Source organism: Amphritea pacifica (genome assembly GCF_016924145.1).
GTDB classification, from domain to species: domain Bacteria; phylum Pseudomonadota; class Gammaproteobacteria; order Pseudomonadales; family Balneatricaceae; genus Amphritea; species Amphritea pacifica.
The window spans coordinates 37631-62736 of the sequence record NZ_JAFFZO010000009.1; the positions used below are offsets into that span (position 1 = coordinate 37631).

Sequence of the window (25106 nt, forward strand, 5' to 3'; positions counted from 1 at the left end):
CGTTGCTCGTTGCTCGTTGCTCGTTGCTCGTTGCTCGTTGCTCGTTGCTCGTTGCTCGTTGCTCGTTGCTCGTTGCTCGTTGCTCGTTGCTCGTTGCTCGTTGCTCGTTGCTCGTTGCTCGTTGCTCAGGATTATTGCCCTTCACCCGACCTATGCAACAACTTTCTTACAAAGTTCATCACTCAAATACAGACCTTCGCTTAAAAAGAAGGCTTTTATCGAGCCACGAACAAGTCACGCTCTTTGTGACGATCGAGCTACGAGCAACGGCTTTTAAAGCTCTCTGTGACCTCGAGCTACGAGCAACGGCTCTTCAGCTATGCAACTCATCATAGAGCGCCAGATATTCCAGTGTCAGCTTATGCTTTGGCGCAAAGTAGATCAGCGGCATACACTCATTATGCGACTCTTTCATCTTCACGGACGATGAAATCTTAGCGTCCAAAACCGGCAGATCATCCGCTTTCAGGGTCTCGACGATGGTTTTCGAAGCGTTGGCTCGGGGCTGATACTGATTCACCACGATCCCTTCGATAGTCAGCTTGTCATTATGGTCCTGCTGGGTTTCCTGCACGTTATACATCAGGCTGTAGAGCGCCTGGCGTGAAAACTCATCACAGTCAAAAGGGATCAGGCAGCTATCCGCGGTACAGAGTGCCGAGAGGGTGTAAAAGTTAAATGCCGGAGGGGTATCAATATAGATCGCATCATATTGATCCAGATTGAGCAACGCATCGCGCAACTTGTAGATCTTGTGCTTCGCTTCCAGTTTGGCGTGCAGATCACCCAGCTCAGGGCTGGAAGGCAACAGGTCGAGGTTTTCATACACGGTGGGGTGGATGAAATCGGTAATCTCTTTGGGACGCACCTGAAAGCTCAGGGTCTGTTCAAAGAAATCTTTAATATCACCCACGGTATCGTTCACAAGGTCTCCCAGCAGATAGTGGCTGGTATTACACTGTGGATCGAGATCAACCACCAGCGTCCGATTACCTCTGCTGGCGCTGATCGCCGCCAGGTTGGTACTGATACTGGACTTACCTACACCACCTTTCTGATTAAAGACAACTCGGATCATACAATTTCCTTTGAGGTATGCACTTACAGCAAGCTGTTAAGATAAAAATATCGGAATAGCATCAGCCCTGTTCTAACAGAGTACGCAGATCGATAATGGCAGCGTTAGCCCGGGATATATAGGAAGCCATCACCAGCGAGTGATTTGCCAGCAAACCAAACTCATTGCCGTTCATAATCATGGGACTCCAGACGGTTCCCTGAGTCGCTTCCAGCTCACGGATAATCTGCCGCAGACTGATCAGGGCATTTTTCTTCTCCAGAGCATCGGCGAAGTCAACTTCAACCGCCTGTAGCAGATGGATCAGCGCCCAGGCGGTTCCGCGGGCTTCATAAAAGACATCATCGATCTCCAGCCAGCCGGTTTTTACTTCCAGCTCGGCGGCGTTATCGGTGGACTGTCGCGCAGTCGATTCACCAGCCAGATCAGTATTCACCCGTTTCTGGCCGACACTGGCACTGAGGCGCTGAGACAGGCTACCCAACCGGGTCGACACATCTGCCAGCCAGCCTCGCAGATTATCGGCCCGGGCATAAAACTGAGCGTTCTGCTGGGTCGGATCGGACAAACGGGCTTCATAGGCGCGCAGGTACTTCAGCGCCTTCTTATACTCGCCTTCACTGGAGGGCAGCAACCAGCTGTTATTATCAAAGTGCAGCAGCGGCTCCGCCTCTTTCAGATCGACGTCTTCGGTCGACTGCGATTGTGAACGACTGAAGTCTTTGCGCATCGCCCGGGACATATCCCGCGCCTGCACCAGCACACCGAACTCCCAGTTAGGAATATTGTCCAGCCAGACGCCAGGAGGGGTGCGATCATTGGAGAGATAACCTCCGGGCTTTTGCAGCAGGGTTTCAGTAATTCTGATCAGCGTTGATACCGTTGCCGATCCGACAATCTCTTGCTCAGCCCCCTGAGCGGTCTGCACCATCACCGGTTTAACCTCAAAAGGATCGGGTTCCTGACTCCACCAGATTCCCAGCCCCAGGCTGACCAACAGATAGAGCCCCAGTAAAACTAAAACAGGCCGCAGAAGCTTCACCCGTCCTGTTGCTGCTGTCAGTTTGTCCCAGAATGTGAACCACAACCGCTGTAACATTTCCATGGTATATCCTTTAACGAAAAAGCGCTTATTGCACCGCAATATGTCCGATTTGTAACGGCGGGTCAATGCTGACCGCTGTGTAAATAGTTGATCATTATAGTATCACTGATAAGACTCTATTTATTCAGCACGGAGAATAAAGCCAGAAGACACTGAAAAGATCGCCCGAATCGCCGCAGCAACACCTCAGAACAACAGAGAGTTAAAGCCAACTATGATCAGAAAGCATACAGAACGTCGGGAAAACTGATGATAAAACACAATAAGTAGCAAAGCTGTTTACACTGTTTCGCTTTTCCGGCAAACTACCCTACTTTTATACCCATCGGACGCGATCCTGCGTCATACAGGCAAAATTTTCATGGCTAAGTTACTGCTTCTTAACGGTCCAAACCTGAATCTGCTCGGCACGCGCGAGCCGGACGTCTACGGTGCCGATACCCTGCAGGACATTAACCAGCGCCTAACTACCCTGGCTCTGCAGGCGGGTCACCAGCTTGAGTGCCTGCAAAGCAATGCCGAACATGTGCTCGTTGAACGAATTCATCAGGCCCGTGTCGAACAGGTGGATTTTATACTGATCAATCCAGCCGCCTTTACTCACACCAGCGTCGCACTGCGTGATGCGCTTCTGGGCGTAGCGATCCCTTTTATAGAGATCCACATCTCCAATGTGCACGCCCGTGAAACGTTTCGCCACCACTCCTATCTGTCGGATGTGGCTGTGGGGGTTATCTGCGGCCTGGGCGTCCAGGGTTATGAATTTGCATTACAGTCCGCTATTAGCCGGATTGAAAAACCTTAACATCTGAATTTATAGAGAATTTCATTCGTATGGATATTCGCAAAGTAAAAAAACTGATTGAGCTGCTGGAAGAATCAAACATCAACGAGATTGAGATTCATGAAGGTGAAGAGTCCGTTCGCATCAGCCGCGGCTCAACTGTTGTTGCAGCACCGGCACCTGTTGCGGCTGCTCCAGCGCCGGTTGCGGCGCCCGTCGCGGCCCCTGCGCCTGCCGCTGCAACCGCTGAAGCGGCACCAGCGCACAACGGTCACGCGGTGTTGTCACCGATGGTCGGTACGTTCTACCGCGCCCCATCACCAAGCTCAGCCTCATTCGTAGAAGTAGGCCAGAGCGTTAAAGAGGGCGACCCGATCTGCATCGTTGAGGCGATGAAGATGATGAATCAGATCGAAGCAGACAAATCCGGGGTGGTCGAAGCGATATTGGTAGAAGACGGCCAGCCAGTTGAGTTTGATCAGCCACTGGTAATCATCGTTTAAGCTATCAACCAGACAGGTTTACAACATGCTAGAAAAAGTTGTTATTGCCAACCGGGGCGAAATCGCACTGCGAATTCTCCGGGCGTGTAAGGAACTGGGCATCAAAACGGTTGCGATTCACTCCACTGCGGACCGCGATCTGATGCATGTTCGCCTTGCTGACGAAGCCGTATGTATCGGACCACCTCCCTCTGCGCAAAGCTATCTGAACATCCCTGCTATCATCGCCGCTGCAGAAGTCACCGACGCTATGGGTATCCACCCCGGCTACGGTTTCCTGGCTGAGAATGCTGATTTTGCAGAACGGGTCGAAAAGAGTGGCTTTGCTTTTATCGGTCCGAAAGCGGAAACCATCCGTATCATGGGTGATAAAGTAGCTGCCATCGAAGCGATGCAGAAAGCGGGCGTGCCAACCGTTCCCGGGTCTGATGGCGAACTGCCAGAAGATAGCGACACCATTTTAGAGATCGCCCGCAGAATCGGTTATCCGGTAATTATCAAAGCAGCCGCCGGCGGCGGTGGTCGCGGTATGCGCGTTGTCCACAGCGAAGCCAGCCTGCTGAATGCGGTGTATGTCACCAAATCAGAAGCCAAAGCAGCGTTTGGTGATGAAACCGTCTACATGGAGAAGTTTCTCGAAAACCCACGCCATGTTGAGGTTCAGGTTTTGTCTGATGGCCAGGGCAATGCGATCCATCTGTACGACCGTGACTGTTCAATGCAGCGTCGCCACCAGAAGGTTGTTGAGGAGGCGCCCGCGCCACACATCGACCCTGATGCACGGGCTAAGGTACTGAAAAGCTGCGTGGATGCCTGTATTGCGATCAACTATCGCGGTGCCGGAACCTTCGAGTTCCTCTACGAAGATGGCCATTTCTACTTTATCGAGATGAACACCCGGGTTCAGGTTGAACACCCGGTATCGGAGATGGTTACCGGTATCGATATTGTGAAAGAGCAGCTGCGTATCGCTTCAGGTATGCCACTGTCCTTTAAACAGGAAGACGTAAAACTGCTGGGCCACTCCATTGAGTGCCGGATCAACGCTGAAGATCCGAAAACCTTTATGCCATGTCCCGGTACCGTTAACCACTTCCATGCACCGGGCGGCATCGGTGTACGGGTTGATTCTCACCTGTACAACGGTTACTCGGTTCCTCCACACTATGACTCGCTGATCGCTAAGCTGATCACCTATGGAGAGGATCGGGCCACCGCGCTGCGCAGAATGGAGATCGCTCTGGATGAGATGGTGATCGAGGGGATCCGCTGCAACATCCCGCTGCATCAGACGATCGTCCGCGATTCCAACTTTGCCAAAGGTGGCGTTAACATCCACTATCTGGAAAAGAAGCTGGGTCTGGACTGATCAGTCAGCTGCCTCAGAAAAAAGCCTCCCTTGGGAGGCTTTTTTTCGCTTGCTCCTCTTGCTATAAAGACTATATACACCAAAGGTTATAAGGAAAACGTCATGCCCTGGTTACAGATCAAACTGGATGTCCTGCCTGATAATGCTGAGCAGTATGAAGATCTGCTACTCGCTGCGGGCTGCGCCGCGGTAACCCTGCAGGACCGGGAAGATACGCCAATCTTTGAACCCGATCTGGGAACCACTCCGCTGTGGAGTAATACTATACTGACCGGGCTGTTTTCTGCCGACCATGATCTGGATGCCACTCAGGCATTTCTGCATGAATCCCATGCACAACTCTTCCCCAATACCCCTTTTCCTAAGATGAAAACTGAGATTCTGGAAGATAAGGACTGGGAACGTGAGTGGATGGATAACTACCATCCGATGAAGTTCGGCACCCGCTTATGGGTCTGTCCCAGCTGGAAAGCGGTGCCCGACCCGGATGCGGTGAACCTGATGCTGGACCCCGGCCTGGCCTTTGGTACCGGCACCCACCCGACCACGGCCCTGTGCCTGGAATTTTTAGACTCCCTCGATCTGCACGGCAAACAGGTCATCGATTATGGCTGCGGCTCAGGCATTCTGGGGATAGCAGCACTGCTGTTAGGCGCCACCCATGTGACTGCGGTCGATATCGATCCGCAAGCACTGGATGCCAGCCTTGATAATCTGCAACGCAATCAGCTGTCCAAAGAGCGGCTGCAGGTTTATCTCCCGGAGAGAGCACCGAAGGAACAGGCCGACCTGGTGGTTGCCAATATCCTTGCCGGCCCCCTGGTACAGCTGTCCCCGACACTGTCAGCGTTATGCAAAACCGGCGGCCGGTTGATTCTGTCCGGTTTACTGGCAGATCAGGAAGCTGAACTGCGGCAAGCTTATAGCCCCCAGTTTGAGCTGGATACAGTGACCGAACAAGAGGGCTGGATTCGCATCACCGGCATAAAACGATAACCGGTTATTGATATGGGCCGCAACATCATCACCGAATGCCCTGCCTGTCACACACGCTTTCAGGTCACTCAGGGGCAGCTGAATATTGCCAGCGGGAAGGTACGTTGCGGTGCATGTCTTGAAGTGTTCAATGCTGAAGTCTATCGCTGTGATGACCTTGATGATCCGCTGGAGTCGATAATTCAGCCGCCGGAGGCGCCAGCGACATCAGATCAGAGCCATAAAGATCCGTTGTTTGATTCGATCGAGATCCCCCCATTCAGTCCTCCAGCCAGCCCCCACGAAGACATCAATAAACGTTACGCCCCGGACCACCTGCCGGAAAGTGTTATTGAGCCGCCAGCGGATGCCCCCCGGGTTCAACAACTACCGGAACAGCTGCCCGGTTGGGCCACCCGACAACAGAGTGAGCGGCTTCAGAGTGAAGCCGATACAGGGCTGCCGCTCACTGAAGAGGATCTTCTCTATCAGGCTGACCCTCTGTTCGCAGAACCCCAAACAACTGAGGAAATCAGCGAGACTGACACAGCACCGTCGCCTGAAGCGCCTCAGGGACACCCCTCATTACCGGCTACAGAGCCAGCGGATCTGGACCAACCGGTGAGCGAACTGCTGCAGCCTGTCGGACAACCTCAAAACCCGCAGCAGTTCGATCTGATTGAGACTGACAGGTTGCAGCCCTCAGCAACTAGCTCGGGGAATAATGAAACCCCAGCGACGGCCCCCGCACCTGACATAGCACCTGACATAGCAGCTGAAACGGAGCCGGAGTCCGGCCATGCCCTCGCCTCCGACAGCGAAGACAGCTCCAGGATCGATAGTCCTCAAAGCGACAATAACGCTGTCCCCGAGCCTACCGCAGCGAAGCAAGAGCCCCCCCCGGCTGAGGGACCACAACAGCCAGCGGTTACCAGCTTTCGCGCCGAACCGGTGATGATCAGAACCACAACAGCAAAACCCAGCTCGCGCCCACTGGGCTGGGCCATACTGTCACTGCTAGCTATCATGCTGCTGGCAGGCCAGTATCTCTGGTTTAATCGCCAGCAACTGAACAGCGATCCCCGTTTACGCCCAGCCTACGCCCTGGCATGCCAATATATCCCCTGCCAGTTGAACGCCCCCATCAGGCTTGATCAGATCAGCACCAGGAAACTGATCATCGTGGAACATCCCGACTATCAGGGTGTGTTAAGCGTGAATCTGCTGCTGGAAAACCGAGCCGGGTTCGCCCAGCCCTACCCAGCCATTCTGTTAGCGTTCTCCGACAGACTAGGCAAGCTGATCAGTGAACGACTGTTTCAGCCGAGCGATTATCTGCAGCCGGATAACCCGGATCAGATGCCCGCTCAACAGACCGTCGAGATACATTTCGATATTCTTGACCCCGGCCGCCGGGCGCTCAGCTATGAAGCCTCTCTAAAGGCGCCCACGCCACCAGAAAAGCAGGAATAACAGGCCTCAGGGCTCCGGCACACTCCCCCTGCATAAACTTTGCAGCCTATGAAGCGCAAAGATTCTGATCATTTTGTAACAGATTTTGCAACAACAATATGATCAAAAAAGCATCAAAAAGTCCTTGGCCCTCATCGTCTGAAAGAGTATTATTGTCCGCCTTCCAAGCAGCAGTACAGCGGCTGTCATTTTGATAGCCACGGACAGCTATTACTCTAAATTCGGGGTTGGCCATGTTTCAAATCGGACAGCACACCATTGACAGCCAGGTTATTCTGGCACCGATGGCCGGTGTAACCGACCTGCCATTTCGCCGGTTGTGCAAACGACTGGGAGCAGGGATGGTGGTGTCTGAGATGGTCACCGCAGATACCCGACTGTGGCACACCCGAAAATCCAGCCATCGATTAAAGAAAGACCAGAATGACAGTCTCAATGTTGTCCAGATCGCCGGTGGTGATCCTGAGATGATGGCCGAGGCTGCACGGGTCAATGCCATGAATGGCGCCCATATTATTGATATTAATATGGGTTGTCCGGCAAAAAAGGTCTGTAATAAGGCGGCCGGGTCTGCCCTGCTGAAAGATGAGCAACTGGTAAGGGATATTCTTCAGGCGACCGTGGCAGCCGTTGAGCTTCCGGTGACCCTGAAGATCCGTACCGGATGGGATAGCCAAAACCGCAATGGCGAAACCATTGCGCGCATTGCAGAAGATGCGGGTATTCAAGCCCTTGCTGTCCACGGCCGTACCCGGGCCTGTGGCTACAAAGGTGATGCCGAGTACGAGACCATCGCCCGGATTCGCCAGGCGATCGATATCCCCCTGTTTGCCAACGGCGATATCAACTCTGCCGAAAAGGCCCGTCAGGTGCTCGATTACACCGGTGCTGATGCCGTTATGCTGGGACGGCCTGCTCAGGGAAATCCATGGATTTTTCGTGAGATAAGTCATTACCTTACGACCGGCAAAGTGCTACCCTGCCCGACCGCTGAAGAGGTTCGGGACACCCTTTTGGAACATCTGCAAGCACTGTATCTTTTTTATGGAAGCTATGCCGGGATACGGATTGCCCGCAAACATGTCGGCTGGTACCTGAAAAACAGACAGGGTTCAGAACGATTCAAAAACTCAGACATGTTCAGAAATGAGTTTAATCAAATAGAAGAAACCGAACTTCAGCTTAGTGCAATCCGGACATTTTTCACCGCGCCGGACAGGGCAGAGGCTGCTGCCTGAATATCGGTTCATTTTTAGGTTAATGCAAGTGGATAACAAAACAGTGAATACACAAGTAACACAATTAGAAAACATCGATGTGCAGGAACGCACTCTGCGTGACAGTGTGCAACTCTCTATGAATAACTACTTTCGTCAGCTTGACGGACAGCCGGTAACCGACGTCTACCAGATGGTTCTGGCAGAGATTGAAGCTCCACTGTTTGAGGCTGTTATGGCTTACACCCGGGACAATCAGACCAAAGCCTCAGAGCTTCTGGGTCTCAACCGGGGCACCCTGCGCAAAAAGCTGAAACAATACGGCTTGCTATAACCGATTATTTTTTAACTTAAATTCAGAAGACTAAACCATGGCAGAGCAGAAAATCACTCCGGTCCGTCGCGCGCTGATCAGCGTGTCTGATAAAACCGGAATCGTTGAATTCGCCCAGGCACTGAGCCAGCGCGGTGTTGAGATCCTTTCCACCGGTGGCACATACAAGCTGCTGAAAGAAAACGATATTCCGGCTATTGAAGTATCTGACTACACCGGTTTTCCGGAAATGATGGATGGTCGTGTTAAGACCCTGCACCCGAAAGTACATGGGGGTATTCTCGGCCGTCGTGGTATTGACGATGCCATCATGAACGAGCACGGTATCACCCCGATCGATATGGTAGTGGTTAACCTCTATCCGTTCGAACAGACCATCGCCCGTCCGGACTGCGACCTGCCTATGGCCATTGAGAACATCGACATCGGTGGCCCGACCATGGTTCGCTCAGCGGCGAAAAACCATAAAGATGTCGCCATCGTTGTGGCTGCTGACAACTATGACCGGATCATCGCTGAACTGGATGAGAGCCTTGGGCTGACTCAGGCTACCCGCTTTGATCTGGCGGTTCAGGCGTTCGAACACACCGCCGCGTATGACGGTATGATCGCTAACTACCTTGGCGCCATCACCGATGGCGGTGAGGATGAGCCAGCAGACTTCCCCCGCACCTTTAACACTCAGTTTGTTAAGGCGCAGGAGATGCGTTACGGCGAGAACCCACACCAGAAGGCTGCCTTCTACATTGAGGCCAACCCTTCAGAAGCCAGTGTTTCGACCGCCCGTCAGCTGCAGGGCAAAGCCCTGTCATTCAATAATGTCGCTGATACGGATGCCGCTCTGGAGTGTGTCAAACCATTCCATGAGCCCGCCTGTGTTATTGTTAAGCACGCTAACCCATGTGGTGTGGCAATTGGCCAGAACATCCTGGAAGCCTACAACAAAGCGTTCCAGACCGACCCGACATCCGCCTTTGGCGGTATCATCGCCTTCAACCGTGAGCTGGATGCCGACACCGCACAGGCGATTGTTGAGCGACAGTTTGTCGAAGTCATTATCGCCCCCACGGTCACTCAGGAAGCCTCTGATATTGTAGCTGCCAAGCCCAATGTTCGTTTGCTGGCATGCGGCGAATGGTCTGCTGAACGCTCAAAGCGTTTCGACTACAAGCGTGTCAACGGCGGTTTGCTGGTTCAGGACCAGGATCTGGGCATGGTGGATGTCAGCGAACTGAAAGTGGTAACCGAACTGCAGCCTACTGAGCAGGAGATCCGCGATCTGTTGTTCTGCTGGGAAGTGGCTAAGTTTGTTAAGTCCAACGCCATTGTCTATGCCAAAGATGGTCAGACCATCGGTATTGGCGCCGGTCAGATGAGCCGTGTATACAGCGCCCGTATCGCCGGCATCAAAGCCGCCGACGAAGGACTGGAAGTGAAAGGCTCAGTGATGGCATCAGATGCTTTCTTCCCCTTCCGTGATGGTATTGATGCCGCCGCTGCTGCAGGTATCAAAGCGATCATTCAGCCGGGTGGCTCAATGCGCGATCAGGAAGTGATCGATGCCGCCAATGAACACGGCATGGCGATGGTCTTCACCGGCATGCGCCACTTCCGCCACTAAGAGTATCAACAGTACAAGAGCCAGTTTGACTGGCTCTTCTGTTATTGCAAGATTCAGAATTAAGGTAAAGATATGAACGTATTAGTGATTGGCTCTGGTGGCCGCGAACACGCACTGGCGTGGCAGGCAGCCAAAGACAGCAGGGTAAACAAAGTCTTTGTTGCACCGGGTAACGCCGGTACCGCTATCGAGCCTAAGCTGGAAAACGTTGCCATCGATGTGATGGATCAGGATGCTCTGGTTGCATTCGCCAAAGCAAACAACATCACCCTGACGATTGTCGGTCCTGAAGCGCCATTGGTTGAAGGGATTGTTGACCGCTTCACCCGTGAAGGTCTGCGCTGCTTTGGCCCATCAAAAGGCGCCGCTCAACTGGAAGGTTCCAAAGCGTTCACTAAAGATTTTCTTGAGCGTCAGCAGATCCCTACCGCTGAGTACCAGAACTTTACCGAGATTGAACCAGCACTGGCTTATCTGCGTGAAAAAGGTGCCCCTATCGTTGTCAAAGCAGACGGCCTGGCGGCGGGCAAAGGGGTTATCGTGGCAATGACCCTGCAGGAAGCTGAAGATGCGGTGCAGGATATGCTGGCGGGTAATGCCTTTGGTGAAGCAGGCCACAGAGTTGTCATCGAGGAGTTTCTCGACGGCGAGGAAGCCAGTTTTATCGTCATGGTTGACGGCACCAACGTACTGCCAATGGCGACCAGCCAGGACCATAAACGGGCGGGCAACGGCGATACCGGACTGAACACTGGCGGTATGGGCGCATACTCTCCCGCTCCGGTTGTCACACCGGAGATCGATCAGCGCATTATGGATGAAGTGATTCTGCCCACCGTTAAGGGGATGGCAGAGGAAGGCAATACCTATGTCGGTTTCCTCTACGCCGGCCTGATGATTATGTCTGACGGCACGCCGAAAGTGATCGAATACAATTGTCGTTTCGGTGATCCGGAAACCCAGCCGATCATGTTGCGACTGAAATCCAGCATTGTTGAACTGTGCGATGCCGCGCTGGATGGCAAACTGGATCAGACCACTGCTGAGTGGGATCCTCGCTGTGCAGTTGGCGTTGTTCTGGCGGCAGGTGGCTACCCCGGTGATTACGCCAAAGGCGACGTAATCACCCTGCCACAGCAGGTTGCCGAAGGCACTAAGGTGTTCCACGCTGGTACTGCAACAAAGGATAACCAGATAGTCACCAGCGGTGGCCGGGTGCTCTGTGCTACCGCCCTGGGCAACAGTGTCACTGAAGCTCAGCAGCGAGCCTACGAACTGGTAAAACAGATCGACTGGAACGGTGTCTACTTCCGTGATGATATTGCTTTCCGGGCAATCGCACGGGAACAGCAGTAAATACTCAGATCAGGATAAAAGCAGTCGCCCACCGTGACTGCTTTTTTCTGAGAGGTGTGACCTGCACAGGCTTTTTGATAACCTTTTTCCAGTTATAATCATCAGCCACGCGCCATAATAGTGCCTGATTAATCCAAACGGAAACGCCCGATGACAAAGAACGGTATCACTCCAATACGTTCAGTTAAAAACCACAAACTGACCCTGATTCTGGCCATAGGGCTGATCAGCGGTTCGGTTACAGCGGCGGCTGCCGCCGGACAGTCAGACAGTTATTGTCAGAGCGCTGGAGAACAGAACGGCTACGACTGTGCCAAAGCCCAGAGCTTTCAGGCCAAACAGTCCGATATTGATGCCAAACTGAAAGAATTGAATCGCTGGATGACGGATGAACAACAGGCCCAGGGCAAGACACTGGTGACCCCTGATCAGCCGGAATCAGACAAGCTTCGTGAAAAAATACGCTTCAATGCCGAGCTGTTGGCTGGTGAACTGAAACAGGCGAAAAAGCTTCAGAGCAAAGGTGATCTGGAAGGTGCTTTTGACCGGGTAAATGACTATCTGGTGACAAACCCCAAAGATCCAAACGGCTGGCTGCTCTATGGTATCTCACTGATCAATCAGAATAAGCTGAATGAGGCGGCGGATATTTTCAGTAAACTGATCCGTCTCTATCCTGACTCGCCTGAGCCCTATAACAACCTGGCGGTAGTCTATGCCCGCAAAGGTGACAATGAAAAAGCGGTCGATGTGCTGCTGCAGGCATTTGAAACCCATCCAAGTTATGCCCAGGTGCAGAGCAACCTGAAAGCGGTATACGCAGCTCTCGCTACCCAGGCCTACAACCGGGCGCTGGATCTGGACACCAGCCACAAAGCGCCACGAGCCGACCTGGGGGTTCTGGATCAGGTTTACCTGCCAGCCTCGGAGACACTGCTGGCGTCAGCACAGCCAACCGTTGCAGCAGCACCAGTGGCAACAGCTAAACCGGCTGCACCTGTATCACAGCCAACCGCTCAGGTAGTCGCAAGTGCACAGCCCGAAGCCGGGCTGGTTATTGAGGAGCGGGATAAATCGGAAGGGATCGTTCCGGCCCAGCAAACCGCAGAGCCCGCCACCACTGGGGAAAAGAACGGGCAAACTGGCCAGGAAAAACAAACCGCAACCGGGCTGGCTGGCACAACGGATACTGCTGAACAGCAGAGTGTCGCAGATAACACCACCATCCCGGTAAAACTCAGTACACCGCTGAAGACTGAAATTCAACAGATGATCAGCAACTGGGCGGCCTCATGGGCGGCACAGGATGTCCAGGCGTATCTGGATTTTTACACCGCTGAGTATACTCCTGAGACAGGTATCAGCCACAAACAGTGGGCATGGGGACGCAAACAGCGCCTCAGCGCCCCCTCATTCATTAAAGTCGATATCTCCGATATCTCAGTAGCAGAAGCCGGTAACGGCACGATACGCTCAGTATTCCGCCAGAAATACCAGTCCGATACCTATCAGGATGAGGTTTATAAAACCCTGACCCTGACCCAGGAAAACGGTCGCTGGAAGATCGCCACTGAATCGACCCTGTAGCGCTGCTACTAAAATTGCTCTGATAAGGAGTTCTGAATAAGAGTTCTGATAAAAAAACCGCCGAATGGCGGTTTTTTTATATTAATTCATAACGTCTGTCAGCCTATGGCTTACCCTTTTGCGGTTCGCCCTCGTAAGCGATATGCCAGCGCCCCGCTTCATTGATCCAGTATTGACGCTTTACACTACGGCTACTGTAGTTATCGCTTTCGTAGTTCTGGGTGAAAGTGGCAATAAACATATCCGGATTATCAGGATGCTGATAGATACTCAGGTTTTCAATGTCCACATTAATATATGATTTACTGCTATTCACCCGCCGCTTGTGTTCAGCAAACCCCTTAAAACCAACCTCGCCATTATTAAACTGTTCAGAGTAGTGGCTTAGATAGGTCTCGGTATTACGGCTTTCCCAGTCTTTCCGCCAGCCATCAACCACCTGGGCAAAAGCCTTCTGCTTCTGCTTCCAGCTGGTCTGATCAAGCCACTCAAAACTGGTGCCGATCAACACCGGGGTTTCAGCCAGATCAACAATACTGTCGAGCTCGGTAAAGTGATTATTACTCAGAGACAGGCAACCTTCACTGGCCTGCGGTGGACGACTAAACGTGTCCTTGGGGGAACCATGCACCCAGATACCACTGCCCGTATGACCAAGACGCTGATCCCAGGCGTTCGGATAGTTGATCGGTAAGGCACCGGAACCATAGCGGGGTGGCAGCTGTTCATCGGTCAGGCGTCCGGTTGTAAAATAGACGCCTAAGGGCGTTTTCAGATCACCCCGGGCACGTTTATCAACCCCGCCACGACCATAGGAAACATAGTAATCCCTGATCAGCTGTGGCACACCATCATGATTTTCAAATAGGTATAACCGGGACAACCCGGTGTCCACTACAATGACATGTTTCTGGTCGGGAGACATCTGTAACAGACTGCCGGGAATAGTGCCCGGCTGCGGCTTATAACGGTCCACGCTCATCCGTGCCCGGGCTTCGGATATCAGCCCTTGTAACGCCTTCGGGTCGGTCTGGCCATTATTGCCGATGGCACTGATAGTGCCTACCTGGGCAGCCATCAGATCGGCATAGATCAACTGCGCCAGTTTGAAATCGGGTTGCTCTTTTATCAGCGCCCGCAGCTTAGTCATGGCACCATTCATCTGATTCTGCTGCAGATCTCCCAGACTGGCCAGCAGCAGGGATTCCTGATCCAGATTTAAATCACTATCCTGTGCCTGAAGATTAAACGGCAGCAATACACACAAAGAGATCAATAACGCTCTCTTACACGGCTTTACTACAGTCAGATCGGGGAGGCTTTTCATAACTCTGGCAACTAACCTTAAACTACGACAGATTCAGAACGTTAGCCGAATTATACCTATAAAGCTGGGTTTTGCAGCTGTATTCTTACAGCGCGGGCCTATTTCGGGCGGTTTACCGCTGATACATGTCAGGCTTTCTGCTTTTTGTTGAATATAGCCCTGTTTTTTACCATTATTCCTCGACGTTAGTCACAATTCATCACACGTATTGACCTGAGTAGCAACATTTCGGGCTAATTCAAGAGCAAAAAAAATTTAAAAATATTTTTACCGCCTTCATTTTTATATCCTGCATCGGCCAATCGTCGCTGATCCCTTGCTGTTATTGCAGTTAATGCACTGCAGCAAAAACTTCAGCCATCTCCGCCGTTGCCTGAAAATAGTTTTGCCGCAACCTTGCAAGCTGAACTTTCCGCTAAGCTGTGCTATCCAAAAGACAGAGCTGAATAAGGCTTAATCGAATTGCGGTGCGATCCAAAAGGTCGGCAGCAATCCAGAGAGGAAGTGCAACAACAAGCCTTCCCATACAGACTTTCAGGTAGTTCCAGGTTTGAAACGCGTACGGAGGATCCCGTCATGTTTAGACAGATGGAAAGCGCCGGTTTACAGGATCTCCACTTCTGGCAGGATCCGGATACCGGTTTGCAGGCGATTATCGCCATCCATGATACTTTCCGCGGCCCGGCCATTGGCGGTTGCCGCTTCATCAGCTATCCGGACAGTGCAGCCGCGGTCACCGATGCCATCAGGCTGGCCAAGGGGATGAGCTATAAAGCAGCGCTGGCAGGACTGCCCCATGGCGGCGGAAAATCAGTCATTGTTAAACCCTCTGGTCTCTATAACCGCAGCCAGTTAATGCAGAGCTTTGGTCGCTTTGTCGATAGCTTAGGCGGCCGCTATATCACGGCAATGGATAGCGGCACCCAGATCAGTGATATGGATAACATCGCCCTCAATACCCGCTTTGTTACCTGTACCCGGGATATGGGGGACCCTTCCCCTTCTACCGCGCAAGGGGTTTTGGCCGGCATCCGGGCCAGTGTCAAGTTTCGTTTTGGCACCCATGACCTGCACAATGTTCATATCGCTATCCAGGGGCTTGGCCATGTCGGTTATGCCCTGGCAAAACTACTGCACCACGCCGGAGCCCGGTTAACCGTTACCGATATCGATGCACAAAAAGTTGCCAGAGCTACGGCTGAGTTTAATGCCACTGCGGTCGAAACCGATGCGATCTACGATGCTGCCGCCGATATTTTCTGCCCCTGTGGCCTGGGGGCTATTATCAACGCCGATACGGTCAACCGTCTTAATTGTGCCATTGTCGCCGGTTCCGCGAATAATCAGCTGGCTGATGATAGTCAGGGAGACAGCCTTGCCCGGCGGGGCATTCTTTATGCTCCGGACTACCTGATCAATGCCGGCGGACTGATCTTCGTTGCTCTGCAACACGCCCGTCACCATGAACAGGCGATCCGGCTGAAAGTTGAGTCCATCTATGATGCCCTGCTGGAGCTTTATAAGCACGCTGAAGCAGACCACCGCCCCACCAACTATATTGCCGACCTCCGAGCCGAAGCAATTATCCGTCAGGCCAGCATGGCAACTCATCAGGCTGCATAAGGAGACTCCTATGGAAACCGTATTTCAGGCTCAGATCAGCTATAACCAGTTTCTTTCTGCAGCAGGCACACCACTGCAAGCGCTGCCAGAATGGGCAGGTAAGCCCGATATTCTGGTGCGTTACTACCGGAATATGGTGCAGTTGCGTCAGTTGGACAACAAAATCATCGCGCTGCAACGCACAGGTCAGATGGGCACCTATGCATCGCTACTGGGTGCAGAAGCGATTGAAGTGGTGCTCGGCGAGCTGATGCTGAGCGATGATGTGCTGGTGCCCTATTATCGCAACCACGGTTTGCAGATGCTCAGAGGCTTACCACTGGCAGATATGCTCAGTTATTGGGGCGGCGATGAGCGGGGCAGTGCCTCTGCAACGATGGCGCAAGATTTTCCCAATGCCGTGCCAATCGCCACTCAGGCATTACATGCTGCTGGCGTCGCAACGGCAATCAAGATCCGGGGAGAAAAACGAGCAGTGGTCACGGTGTGTGGTGATGGTGCCACCTCTAAAGGTGACTTTCTGGAAGCACTGAACGTGGCCGGAGCCTGGCAGTTGCCGGTGGTATTTGTGGTGAACAACAACCAGTGGGCCATCTCTGTCCCCCGTTCGCTTCAGTCCGCAGCCGCCACGCTGGCGCAGAAAGCGATCGGTGCCGGTATCCGCGGTGAGCAGGTAGATGGCAACGATGTAATCGCCCTGCACGAGTCGGTTACTGAAGCACTGAAACACGCCCGTGAAGGCAAGGGGCCGACACTGATCGAAGCGATCAGCTATCGTCTTTCAGACCATACCACGGCTGATGATGCCACCCGTTATCGTAGCAACGAAGAACTGAAAGCAGCCTGGGAGCGGGAACCTATCAAGCGGCTGCAGACATTCCTGCATACGCAGGGATGGTGGGATGAGGTACAGGAGACCGCCTGGCAGAAAGAGGTGGCGCAGATCATTCAGCAGGGGCTAGATAGTTTTTTACAACGCCCTCCTCAGCCAGTCGAAGATCTGATCGATTATCTCTATGCCGAGCTACCCGATGCGTTGAAGGAGCAGCGGGAACAGCTGATCCGCAATGCTCAGCCAGGAGGAAACCATCATGAGTGATGCAATAACTATGGTCGAAGCGATTAACCTTGCACTGCACTCTGAGATGCAACGGGACGACTCAGTGATTGTTCTGGGCGAGGATGTCGGCGTCAATGGAGGGGTGTTTCGCGCCACTGTCGGATTACGGGAAACCTTTGGTATCAAACGGGTGCTCGACACTCCATTGGCAGAAACGATGATTGCCGGCCTCTCGGTCGGTATGGCCGCGCAAGGGCTTAAACCAGTAGCGGAAATTCAGTTTATGGGGTTCATATTCCCCACGATGGAACAGATTATCTGTCATGCTGCCCGCTTGCGCCACCGCACCCGGGGCCGCCTGCACTGTCCGATGGTGCTTCGGGTACCGTTTGGTGGCGGAATCCATGCGCCGGAACACCATTCTGAGAGTACTGAAGCGTTGTTTGCCCATATACCAGGGCTGCGAGTCGTCATTCCCTCTTCGCCGAAACGCGCCTATGGATTGCTGTTAGCCGCGATCCGCAACCCTGATCCGGTGATATTCATGGAACCCAAACGGATCTACCGGCTTAACGCTCAGACCGTTGAGGACAATGGTGAGGCCCTGCCGCTCGACAGCTGTTACACCCTGCGAGAGGGTGCCGATATCACCCTGGTCAGTTGGGGAGCAATGATCAAAGAAACGCTCGAAGCTGCTGACCTGCTGGCGCAACAGGGAGTCAGCTGTGAGGTGATCGATGTGGTCACACTGAACCCGATCGATCATGAAACTATTCTGGCATCGGTGGCTAAAACCGGACGCTGCGTGATCATCCACGAAGCCCCTAAGAGTTGTGCTGTGGGAGCAGAGATTTCAGCCACCCTCGGCGAACGCGGGCTGCTTAGTCTGCAAGCCCCTGTCGCACGGGTGACCGGATATGACACCATCATGCCTTACTACCGTATGGAAAATCACTACCTGCCTAATACCGCAGATATTGTCGAAGCGGTGACGGCAACACTGGAGTTCTCATGAAATATTTCAAGCTACCCGATCTTGGGGAAGGATTACCCGAAGCTGAAATTGTTGAATGGAAAATCAACGAAGGCGACCAGGTTAAAGCTGATCAGATTCTGGCCACCGTAGAAACCGCAAAAGCGATTATCGAGATCCCTTCGCCACAGGATGGTGTGATTGCCCATCTGTTTGGTCAGGCCGGCGATACTATCCACACAGGTGAGCCGTTGCTGGAGTTTGCCGGCGAGGAGGATGACAGCGGCACCGTGGTCGGGGAGCTGAAACGGGAAACCAACAGCGCTGCCAGGGATGACTTTTTTATTGGCGCTGCCCCGAGCACCCGGGCACACAGTCAGCAAATGACACCTGCAGTACGCTCACTGGCAAACCGCCTCAATGTCGATACCGAAAACCTTAAAGGCAGTGGTCGTAACGGCCAACTGACCAGTGACGATATCGAGCGCATGGCGAAAACAGATCGCACCCATGGTAAAGCTGCACCATTAAGGGGAGTCCGTAAACAGATGGCCCGTAATATGGCCCAGGCTCATGCCGAGGTGGTTCCGGTAACCCTGCATGAAGATGCCGATATCAACGGCTGGGCCGCAGGGGAAGATATCACCATGCGTCTGATACACGCGATTGCGGCGGGCTGTAAAGCGGAACCGGCACTCAACACCTGGTTTGACGGACAGCAACTGGCACGAAGAGTGCTATCTCAGATAAACCTGGGGGTTGCCGTGGATACTGAGAAGGGGCTGTTTGTTCCTGTACTGCGGGATATCGGCAATCGCAGCCTGGACGATATTCGTGAAGGACTCAACAGGCTGAGGCAGGATGTTATTGAGCGGACCATTCCGCCGTCAGAACTTCAGGGGGGCACCATTACCCTGAGCAACTTCGGCACCATTGCCGGACGTTATGCCAGCCCGATTGTGGTGCCGCCCACAGTAGCCATTCTGGGGGCCGGGGTGATCCGCGATCAGGTAATGCCCGTAGCAGGAGAGATCGCCATACGACGGGTGATGCCGCTCTCTCTGACCTTTGACCATCGCGCAGCAACCGGTGGCGAAGCGGCGCGATTTATGCGAGCAGTCATTAGCGATTTAGCCAAGGAATCAATCAGTTAATAAAATATTTATTCCTCATAACGAGGATAAAAAAATTATCAGATTTGCTACACGCTGGTTATCCATGAACTAAACTGAATCTAAGAAATAAAGTGAGATGATGTTATGAGCCCTGAGTGAGTTTCGGGCTATTTGCGAAGGTAGCCCAACCGGGTCAGTTATAGCAGGAAGGTGGCATATGAGTATTTTCGAAAAATATAAGGCACGTTACGACTCCAAACAGGAAGAGGAATACTCCCTGCAGGAGTACCTCGAAATTTGTAAAAACGATCCGATGGCCTATGCCAGTGCTGCCGAGCGGCTGCTTGCAGCAATCGGTGAGCCGGAACTGATCGATACCTCTCGGAACCCTCAGCTAAGCAGAATCTTCTCCAATAAGATGATCCGTCGCTACCCGGCCTTCTTCGAGTTCTACGGCATGGAAAATGCGATCGAACAGATCGTAGACTACTTTAAACACGCGGCTCAGGGCCTCGAAGAACGTAAACAGATTCTCTATCTGCTGGGTCCGGTCGGGGGCGGTAAGTCCTCCCTGGCTGAACGTCTGAAAGCACTGATGGAACACATCCCTTTCTACGCTATTAAAGGGTCTCCGATCCATGAATCACCACTGGGGCTGTTCAACCCCCTCGAGGACGGTGCCATTCTCGAAGAGGAGTACAATATTCCGTTGCGCTACCTTAAAGGTCTGATGTCCCCCTGGGCGGTCAAGCGGCTGCATGAATTCGGAGGGGATATCACCCAGTTCCGGGTGGTGAAACTCTATCCCTCAATTCTCAATCAGATCGCGGTGGCCAAAACGGAACCCGGCGACGAAAACAATCAGGATATCTCCAGCCTGGTCGGTAAAGTTGATATCCGCATGCTGGAAGAGTTTCCACAGCATGACCCGGATGCTTACAGCTTCTCCGGCGCACTCTGCCATGCCAACCAGGGCATGATGGAGTTTGTCGAGATGTTTAAGGCGCCGATTAAGGTGCTGCACCCGTTGCTGACCGCCACCCAGGAGGGTAACTACAACAGTACCGAGGGGATGGCAGCCATTCCCTTTGACGGCATCATCATGGCCCACTCAAATGAATCGGAGTGGCAGACATTCAAGAACAACAAAACCAACGAAGCCTTTATCGACCGGGTCTATATTGTCAAGGTACCGTACTGCATGCGGGTTTCTGAAGAGGTTAAAATCTACGAGAAGCTGCTGGAAAACAGCTCCCTTGCCCAGTCACCCTGCGCACCCGACACCCTCAATATGCTGGCGCAGTTTACGGTGTTGTCGCGACTCAAAGAACCGGAAAACTCCAACATCTATTCGAAGATGCGTATTTACAACGGTGAAAACCTGAAAGATACCGACCCGAAAGCCAAGTCGATGCAGGAGTATAAGGACAACGCCGGGGTCGATGAAGGAATGGTCGGAATCTCAACCCGGTTCGCCTTCAAGATTCTGTCCAAGGTGTTCAACTTCGACTCCACGGAGGTCGCCGCCAACCCGGTGCATCTGATGTATGTGCTGGAACAACAGATCGAACAGCAGCAGTTCCCACAGGAAACCCATGACAGACTGATCGGTTTCCTGAAGGAGTATATCGCCCCCAAATATATCGAATATCTGGGTAAAGAGATTCAGACCGCCTATCTGGAGTCCTATTCTGAGTATGGCCAGAACATCTTTGACCGTTACGTCACCTATGCCGATTTCTGGATTCAGGATCAGGAGTACCGCGATCCTGACACCGGCGATATTCTCAACCGACAGGCGATCAGCGAAGAGCTGGAAAAAATCGAAAAACCAGCGGGTATCAGCAACCCGAAAGATTTCCGCCACGAAATCGTCAACTTTGTGTTGCGTGCCCGGGCAGAAAATGACGGTAAAAACCCCGCCTGGAACAGCTATGAGAAGATGCGCACTGTGATCGAGAAAAAGATGTTCTCCAACACAGAAGATCTTCTGCCCGTTATCTCCTTCAACCCCAAAGCATCTACTGAGGACCAGAAAAAACACAGCGAGTTTGTGAAACGGATGACCGAGCGCGGTTATACCGAGAAGCAGGTTCGACTACTGTCTGAATGGTATATCAGGGTGCGCAAATCCCAGTAAGGGGGTTTGCCTATGCCGGGTCTGAGCAGGAGAGCGCTGTATGAGCTATATCATCGACCGCCGCCTAAACGCGAAGAAGAAGAGCACCGTCAACCGGCAGCGTTTTCTTCGCCGCTATAAGAAGCATATCAAGCGGGCTGTTGAGGAAGCGGTAAACTCCCGTAGCATCCGTGATATTGATCAGGGAGGCGAGGTCAGTATCCCGAACAAGGATATTTCTGAACCGGTGTTTCATCACGGTAATGGCGGCATCCGCCAGCGGGTTTTTCCAGGTAACAAAGAGTTCGTCGTCGGCGACGAAATTAAACGCCCCGAAGGTGGGGGCGGAGGTGGCTCCGGCCAGGGGCAGGCCAGCAATCAGGGGGAAGGTGAAGATGATTTCACCTTTCAGATTAATCAGGAAGAGTTCCTCGACTTTATGTTCGAAGATCTTGAACTGCCCAACATGATTAAGAAACAGCTGCGCGATGCCACCAGCTTTGAGGTGCGTCGTGCCGGCTTTACCAGTGTAGGCTCGCCGGACAAACTCAATGTGGTGCGATCATTACGAGCCGCCAATGCCCGGCGTATCGCCCTTTCGGGTAAAGAGCGCCGCAAAATCCGAGAACTGAAAGCGGAGATCAAAACCCTGGAGGGGTTACTGCCCAACCAGGAAGCGGTGTTGCAGATAGCGGCCCTGAATGAAGAGATCAAAGCGCTCAACAGACGCATCAAGCGGATGCCATTTATCGATGAGTTTGATCTGAAATACAACAACCTGATCCGCACCCCGGTGCCCAGTTCTAAAGCAGTGATGTTTTGCGTGATGGATGTCTCGGGGTCGATGACCCAGTCGATCAAGGATATCGCCAAACGCTTCTTTATTCTGCTCTACCTGTTTCTCACCCGCAGCTACAAAAAAATTGAGGTGGTATTTGTCCGCCATCATACCCATGCCAAGGAGGTGGATGAGGAGGAATTTTTCTACTCCCGTGAAACCGGTGGCACCATCGTCTCCAGTGCGCTCAACCTGAGCGCAGATATTATTCATGAACGCTACCCTCCCGGCGACTGGAATATCTATGTTGCCCAGGCGTCTGATGGTGATAACTGGGATGGTGATTCCCACGTCTGCCGGGAAATTCTGGAGCAGCGCATTCTGCCTCTGGTGCAGTATTTTGCCTATGTTGAGATCACCACCGGACCACATCAGAATCTCTGGCTGGAATACGAACAGATTCGGGAAAAGTTTGGTGAAACCTTTGCCATGCAGACCATCGTTGAACCCTCCGATATCTACCCGGTGTTCAGAAAGTTGTTTGAGAAAAAGGAGTGACCCCATGAAAAAGCGCAAGCCTATTTCCACCGGGTCAGAATGGACCTTTGAACTGATTCAGCAGTATGACAAAGAGATTGCCCGGGTCGCTGAACATTACGGGCTGGATACCTACCCCAATCAGATAGAGATCATCACCTCTGAACAGATGATGGATGCCTACTCCTCTGTGGGGATGCCCCTTAACTATAATCACTGGTCGTTTGGTAAACAGTTTGTCTCCACCGAACAGCAATACAAACGGGGCCAGATGGGGCTGGCCTATGAGATTGTCATCAACTCCAACCCCTGTATCTCTTATCTGATGGAAGAGAACACCATGACCATGCAGGCGCTGGTCATCGCCCACGCCTGTTACGGACATAACTCGTTTTTCAAAGGCAACTACCTGTTCCGCACCTGGACCGATGCGTCCGCTATTATCGATTATCTGCTGTTTGCCAAGAACTATATCGCCAAGTGTGAAGAGCGCCACGGCGTTGATGCGGTAGAACAGATGCTGGACGCCTGCCACGCACTGATGAACTATGGCGTTAACCGTTACCTGCGCCCTCAGCCGATTACCCCTGAAGAGGAGAAGAACCGGTTACTGGACCGCGAGGAGTATATCCAGCGTCACCTTAACCAGCTGTGGAACACTATCCCGAAAAAAGATGAGATTAAGGAGAAGAAAACCCCGCGCTTCCCGAAAGATCCGGAAGAGAACCTGCTCTACTTCATTGAGAAAAATGCGCCGCTGCTGGAACCCTGGCAACGGGAGATTGTCCGCATTGTCAGAAAGATCGCTCAATACTATTACCCCCAGCGTCAGACTCAGGTCATGAATGAGGGGTGGGCCTGCTTCTGGCACTACACTCTGCTACACCATCTGCACGATGAAGGTCTGGTTACCGATGGTTTTATCATGGAGTTTCTGCATTCACACACCAGCGTCATCTATCAGCCACCGTTTGACTCACCCTATTTCAACGGCATCAACCCCTACTCCCTGGGCTACGGCATGATGCGGGATATCCGGCGAATCTGTGAAAACCCTACCGACGAAGACCGTAAATGGTTTCCCGATATCGCCGGCAGCGACTGGAACGAAACACTGCAGCATGCGATGCGCAACTACAAGGATGAGAGCTTTATACTGCAATACCTTTCACCCCATATGATCCGTGAGCTGAAGCTGTTTACTATCACTGACAACTCGGCCCTGAGCACCCTGCAGATCAGTGCTATCCATGATGATGAGGGGTATCAGAAAGTACGGGAAAGCCTCGCCGCCAGCTATAACATCGGCAACCGGGAACCCAATATTCAGATCTATAACGTCAATATCAGAGGCGACCGATCACTGACATTGCGCCACTATATGCATAATGAACAGCCTCTGGGGGATGACACCGATGAGGTATTGAAACATCTCCACCAGCTATGGGGCTTTGACGTCCACCTGGAGTCAGTCTCACCTGAAGGGCAGGTTGTCAACGAACGCCACTGCCCACCCAAACCCCATGCTGAGGAAGTGGCCTGACCTTCCCCCAGATAGATAAAACCGCTCATTCAGAGCGGTTTTATTATAACGTCATACCGGCGTTTTGAGCTTTTCCTGATAGGGAGGCCAGCCCATCGGTTTGCCCCCCAGCAGGTGCAGGTGGATATGGTAAACCGTCTGACCGCCGTGGCTGTTACAGTTAAAGACGGTACGATAGCCGTCCGTATCAAACCCTTGCTGTTGCGCAATCTTCCCGGCCACCATCACCATATGCCCCACCAGATCACAGTCTTCTGTGTTGATCTCATTCAGCGTCGCGATATGTTTACGGGGAATAATCAGGGCGTGGGTCGGTGCCTGGGGGTTGATATCATTAAAAGCGATAACCCGGTCATCCTCATAGATAATATCCGCTGGAATCTCGTTATTCAGAATTTTACAAAACAGACAATCCATCATCCCACCTTCATCTTATCAACGTTTCAGGAATTACACCGCAGCACCGTGCAGATATCAAGTTCAGTATTCAGAACGTCGCTTCGCGACTTGCTCGTGGCTAGACGGAAACTTCGTTTCCTTGCTCGAAAAAGCAGAGAAAGGCGCATAAAGCATAACTCGTCCGTTTTCTCAAAATGCCTGTTTTCTACCCAGAGCGGACGTTAACGCCC

At 52.6% G+C, this 25106-nt stretch carries 21 protein-coding genes; 17 read left to right on the forward strand and 4 right to left on the reverse strand.

Annotated features, from left to right (window positions below):
- Window positions 1–313: 313 nt before the first annotated feature.
- Complete coding sequence (locus JW499_RS06375; protein ID WP_205209813.1) at window positions 314–1078, reverse strand: ParA family protein; 765 nt, start codon at window positions 1076–1078, stop codon at window positions 314–316.
- A gap of 61 nt (window positions 1079–1139) precedes the next feature.
- Window positions 1140–2183: a DUF2333 family protein gene (locus tag JW499_RS06380; protein ID WP_205209814.1), complete on the reverse strand. Its 1044-nt coding sequence runs from the start codon at window positions 2181–2183 to the stop codon at window positions 1140–1142.
- A gap of 361 nt (window positions 2184–2544) precedes the next feature.
- On the opposite strand from JW499_RS06380, the gene aroQ reads away from it, so the two are divergent.
- The 10 genes from aroQ (at window position 2545) to JW499_RS06430 (ending at window position 13402) form a co-directional block, all read left to right on the forward strand.
- Window positions 2545–2988: a type II 3-dehydroquinate dehydratase gene (aroQ, locus tag JW499_RS06385; RefSeq protein WP_091359951.1), complete on the forward strand. Its 444-nt coding sequence runs from the start codon at window positions 2545–2547 to the stop codon at window positions 2986–2988.
- A 29-nt stretch (window positions 2989–3017) separates the two neighbouring features.
- Complete coding sequence (accB, locus tag JW499_RS06390) at window positions 3018–3470, forward strand: acetyl-CoA carboxylase biotin carboxyl carrier protein (RefSeq protein ID WP_205209815.1); 453 nt, start codon at window positions 3018–3020, stop codon at window positions 3468–3470.
- A 25-nt stretch (window positions 3471–3495) separates the two neighbouring features.
- Window positions 3496–4839: an acetyl-CoA carboxylase biotin carboxylase subunit gene (accC, locus tag JW499_RS06395; RefSeq protein ID WP_205209816.1), complete on the forward strand. Its 1344-nt coding sequence runs from the start codon at window positions 3496–3498 to the stop codon at window positions 4837–4839.
- A gap of 102 nt (window positions 4840–4941) precedes the next feature.
- Window positions 4942–5835, forward strand: a complete 894-nt coding sequence (gene prmA / locus JW499_RS06400) for a 50S ribosomal protein L11 methyltransferase (protein WP_205209817.1) — start codon at window positions 4942–4944, stop codon at window positions 5833–5835.
- A 12-nt stretch (window positions 5836–5847) separates the two neighbouring features.
- Window positions 5848–7287, forward strand: a complete 1440-nt coding sequence (locus JW499_RS06405) for a DUF3426 domain-containing protein (protein WP_205209818.1) — start codon at window positions 5848–5850, stop codon at window positions 7285–7287.
- 233 nt (window positions 7288–7520) lie between these two features.
- Entirely contained in the window at window positions 7521–8525 is a 1005-nt protein-coding gene (gene dusB, locus JW499_RS06410; protein WP_232846266.1) for a tRNA dihydrouridine synthase DusB, read from the forward strand.
- A 22-nt stretch (window positions 8526–8547) separates the two neighbouring features.
- The gene (gene fis, locus JW499_RS06415) at window positions 8548–8838 is read left to right on the forward strand and encodes a DNA-binding transcriptional regulator Fis (RefSeq protein ID WP_091359963.1); all 291 of its coding nucleotides are present in this window, start codon (window positions 8548–8550) and stop codon (window positions 8836–8838) included.
- 37 nt (window positions 8839–8875) lie between these two features.
- Window positions 8876–10459 carry a bifunctional phosphoribosylaminoimidazolecarboxamide formyltransferase/IMP cyclohydrolase gene (purH, locus tag JW499_RS06420; protein WP_205209820.1) on the forward strand — a complete coding sequence of 528 codons (1584 nt, stop codon included), beginning with the start codon at window positions 8876–8878 and terminating at the stop codon, window positions 10457–10459.
- Between the two features lie 72 nt (window positions 10460–10531).
- Window positions 10532–11815, forward strand: a complete 1284-nt coding sequence (gene purD, locus JW499_RS06425) for a phosphoribosylamine--glycine ligase (protein ID WP_205209821.1) — start codon at window positions 10532–10534, stop codon at window positions 11813–11815.
- Window positions 11816–11965: 150 nt separating this feature from the next.
- Entirely contained in the window at window positions 11966–13402 is a 1437-nt protein-coding gene (locus JW499_RS06430; protein ID WP_205209822.1) for a L,D-transpeptidase Cds6 family protein, read from the forward strand.
- Window positions 13403–13505: 103 nt separating this feature from the next.
- Here JW499_RS06430 and JW499_RS06435 read toward each other — a convergent pair whose 3' ends face one another.
- Window positions 13506–14729 carry a L,D-transpeptidase family protein gene (locus JW499_RS06435; RefSeq protein ID WP_205209823.1) on the reverse strand — a complete coding sequence of 408 codons (1224 nt, stop codon included), beginning with the start codon at window positions 14727–14729 and terminating at the stop codon, window positions 13506–13508.
- Between the two features lie 576 nt (window positions 14730–15305).
- On the opposite strand from JW499_RS06435, the gene JW499_RS06440 reads away from it, so the two are divergent.
- The 7 genes from JW499_RS06440 (at window position 15306) to JW499_RS06470 (ending at window position 24477) form a co-directional block, all read left to right on the forward strand.
- Window positions 15306–16352: a Leu/Phe/Val dehydrogenase gene (locus tag JW499_RS06440; protein WP_205209824.1), complete on the forward strand. Its 1047-nt coding sequence runs from the start codon at window positions 15306–15308 to the stop codon at window positions 16350–16352.
- A gap of 10 nt (window positions 16353–16362) precedes the next feature.
- Complete coding sequence (pdhA, locus tag JW499_RS06445; protein ID WP_205209825.1) at window positions 16363–17451, forward strand: pyruvate dehydrogenase (acetyl-transferring) E1 component subunit alpha; 1089 nt, start codon at window positions 16363–16365, stop codon at window positions 17449–17451.
- Window positions 17444–18427 (forward strand): alpha-ketoacid dehydrogenase subunit beta, encoded by a 984-nt coding sequence (locus JW499_RS06450; RefSeq protein ID WP_205209826.1) that lies wholly within the window; start codon window positions 17444–17446, stop codon window positions 18425–18427. The genes pdhA and JW499_RS06450 overlap by 8 nt, the downstream gene beginning before the upstream one ends.
- Window positions 18424–19539 (forward strand): dihydrolipoamide acetyltransferase family protein, encoded by a 1116-nt coding sequence (locus JW499_RS06455; RefSeq protein ID WP_205209827.1) that lies wholly within the window; start codon window positions 18424–18426, stop codon window positions 19537–19539. The genes JW499_RS06450 and JW499_RS06455 overlap by 4 nt, the downstream gene beginning before the upstream one ends.
- 178 nt (window positions 19540–19717) lie before the next feature.
- Complete coding sequence (locus tag JW499_RS06460) at window positions 19718–21640, forward strand: PrkA family serine protein kinase (RefSeq protein ID WP_091359978.1); 1923 nt, start codon at window positions 19718–19720, stop codon at window positions 21638–21640.
- A 40-nt stretch (window positions 21641–21680) separates the two neighbouring features.
- Complete coding sequence (locus tag JW499_RS06465; RefSeq protein WP_205209828.1) at window positions 21681–22955, forward strand: YeaH/YhbH family protein; 1275 nt, start codon at window positions 21681–21683, stop codon at window positions 22953–22955.
- 4 nt (window positions 22956–22959) lie between these two features.
- Entirely contained in the window at window positions 22960–24477 is a 1518-nt protein-coding gene (locus tag JW499_RS06470; protein ID WP_205209829.1) for a SpoVR family protein, read from the forward strand.
- Window positions 24478–24528: 51 nt separating this feature from the next.
- On the opposite strand, the gene JW499_RS06475 is transcribed toward JW499_RS06470, so the two are convergent.
- Entirely contained in the window at window positions 24529–24894 is a 366-nt protein-coding gene (locus tag JW499_RS06475) for a histidine triad nucleotide-binding protein (protein WP_205209897.1), read from the reverse strand.
- Window positions 24895–25106 lie beyond the last annotated feature (212 nt).

Coding starts and splice junctions, on each gene's coding strand:
- dusB (WP_232846266.1), top strand. CDS start 7,521: ATGTTTCAAATCGGACAGCACACCATTGACAGCCAGGTTATTCTGGCA.
- prmA (WP_205209817.1), top strand. CDS start 4,942: ATGCCCTGGTTACAGATCAAACTGGATGTCCTGCCTGATAATGCTGAG.
- JW499_RS06430 (WP_205209822.1), top strand. CDS start 11,966: ATGACAAAGAACGGTATCACTCCAATACGTTCAGTTAAAAACCACAAA.
- JW499_RS06470 (WP_205209829.1), top strand. CDS start 22,960: ATGAAAAAGCGCAAGCCTATTTCCACCGGGTCAGAATGGACCTTTGAA.
- accC (WP_205209816.1), top strand. CDS start 3,496: ATGCTAGAAAAAGTTGTTATTGCCAACCGGGGCGAAATCGCACTGCGA.
- JW499_RS06375 (WP_205209813.1), bottom strand. CDS start 1,078: ATGATCCGAGTTGTCTTTAATCAGAAAGGTGGTGTAGGTAAGTCCAGT.
- JW499_RS06450 (WP_205209826.1), top strand. CDS start 17,444: ATGAGTGATGCAATAACTATGGTCGAAGCGATTAACCTTGCACTGCAC.
- JW499_RS06455 (WP_205209827.1), top strand. CDS start 18,424: ATGAAATATTTCAAGCTACCCGATCTTGGGGAAGGATTACCCGAAGCT.
- fis (WP_091359963.1), top strand. CDS start 8,548: ATGCAAGTGGATAACAAAACAGTGAATACACAAGTAACACAATTAGAA.
- JW499_RS06380 (WP_205209814.1), bottom strand. CDS start 2,183: ATGGAAATGTTACAGCGGTTGTGGTTCACATTCTGGGACAAACTGACA.
- purD (WP_205209821.1), top strand. CDS start 10,532: ATGAACGTATTAGTGATTGGCTCTGGTGGCCGCGAACACGCACTGGCG.
- aroQ (WP_091359951.1), top strand. CDS start 2,545: ATGGCTAAGTTACTGCTTCTTAACGGTCCAAACCTGAATCTGCTCGGC.
- JW499_RS06460 (WP_091359978.1), top strand. CDS start 19,718: ATGAGTATTTTCGAAAAATATAAGGCACGTTACGACTCCAAACAGGAA.
- accB (WP_205209815.1), top strand. CDS start 3,018: ATGGATATTCGCAAAGTAAAAAAACTGATTGAGCTGCTGGAAGAATCA.
- purH (WP_205209820.1), top strand. CDS start 8,876: ATGGCAGAGCAGAAAATCACTCCGGTCCGTCGCGCGCTGATCAGCGTG.
- pdhA (WP_205209825.1), top strand. CDS start 16,363: ATGGAAACCGTATTTCAGGCTCAGATCAGCTATAACCAGTTTCTTTCT.
- JW499_RS06440 (WP_205209824.1), top strand. CDS start 15,306: ATGTTTAGACAGATGGAAAGCGCCGGTTTACAGGATCTCCACTTCTGG.
- JW499_RS06465 (WP_205209828.1), top strand. CDS start 21,681: ATGAGCTATATCATCGACCGCCGCCTAAACGCGAAGAAGAAGAGCACC.
- JW499_RS06435 (WP_205209823.1), bottom strand. CDS start 14,729: ATGAAAAGCCTCCCCGATCTGACTGTAGTAAAGCCGTGTAAGAGAGCG.
- JW499_RS06475 (WP_205209897.1), bottom strand. CDS start 24,894: ATGGATTGTCTGTTTTGTAAAATTCTGAATAACGAGATTCCAGCGGAT.
- JW499_RS06405 (WP_205209818.1), top strand. CDS start 5,848: ATGGGCCGCAACATCATCACCGAATGCCCTGCCTGTCACACACGCTTT.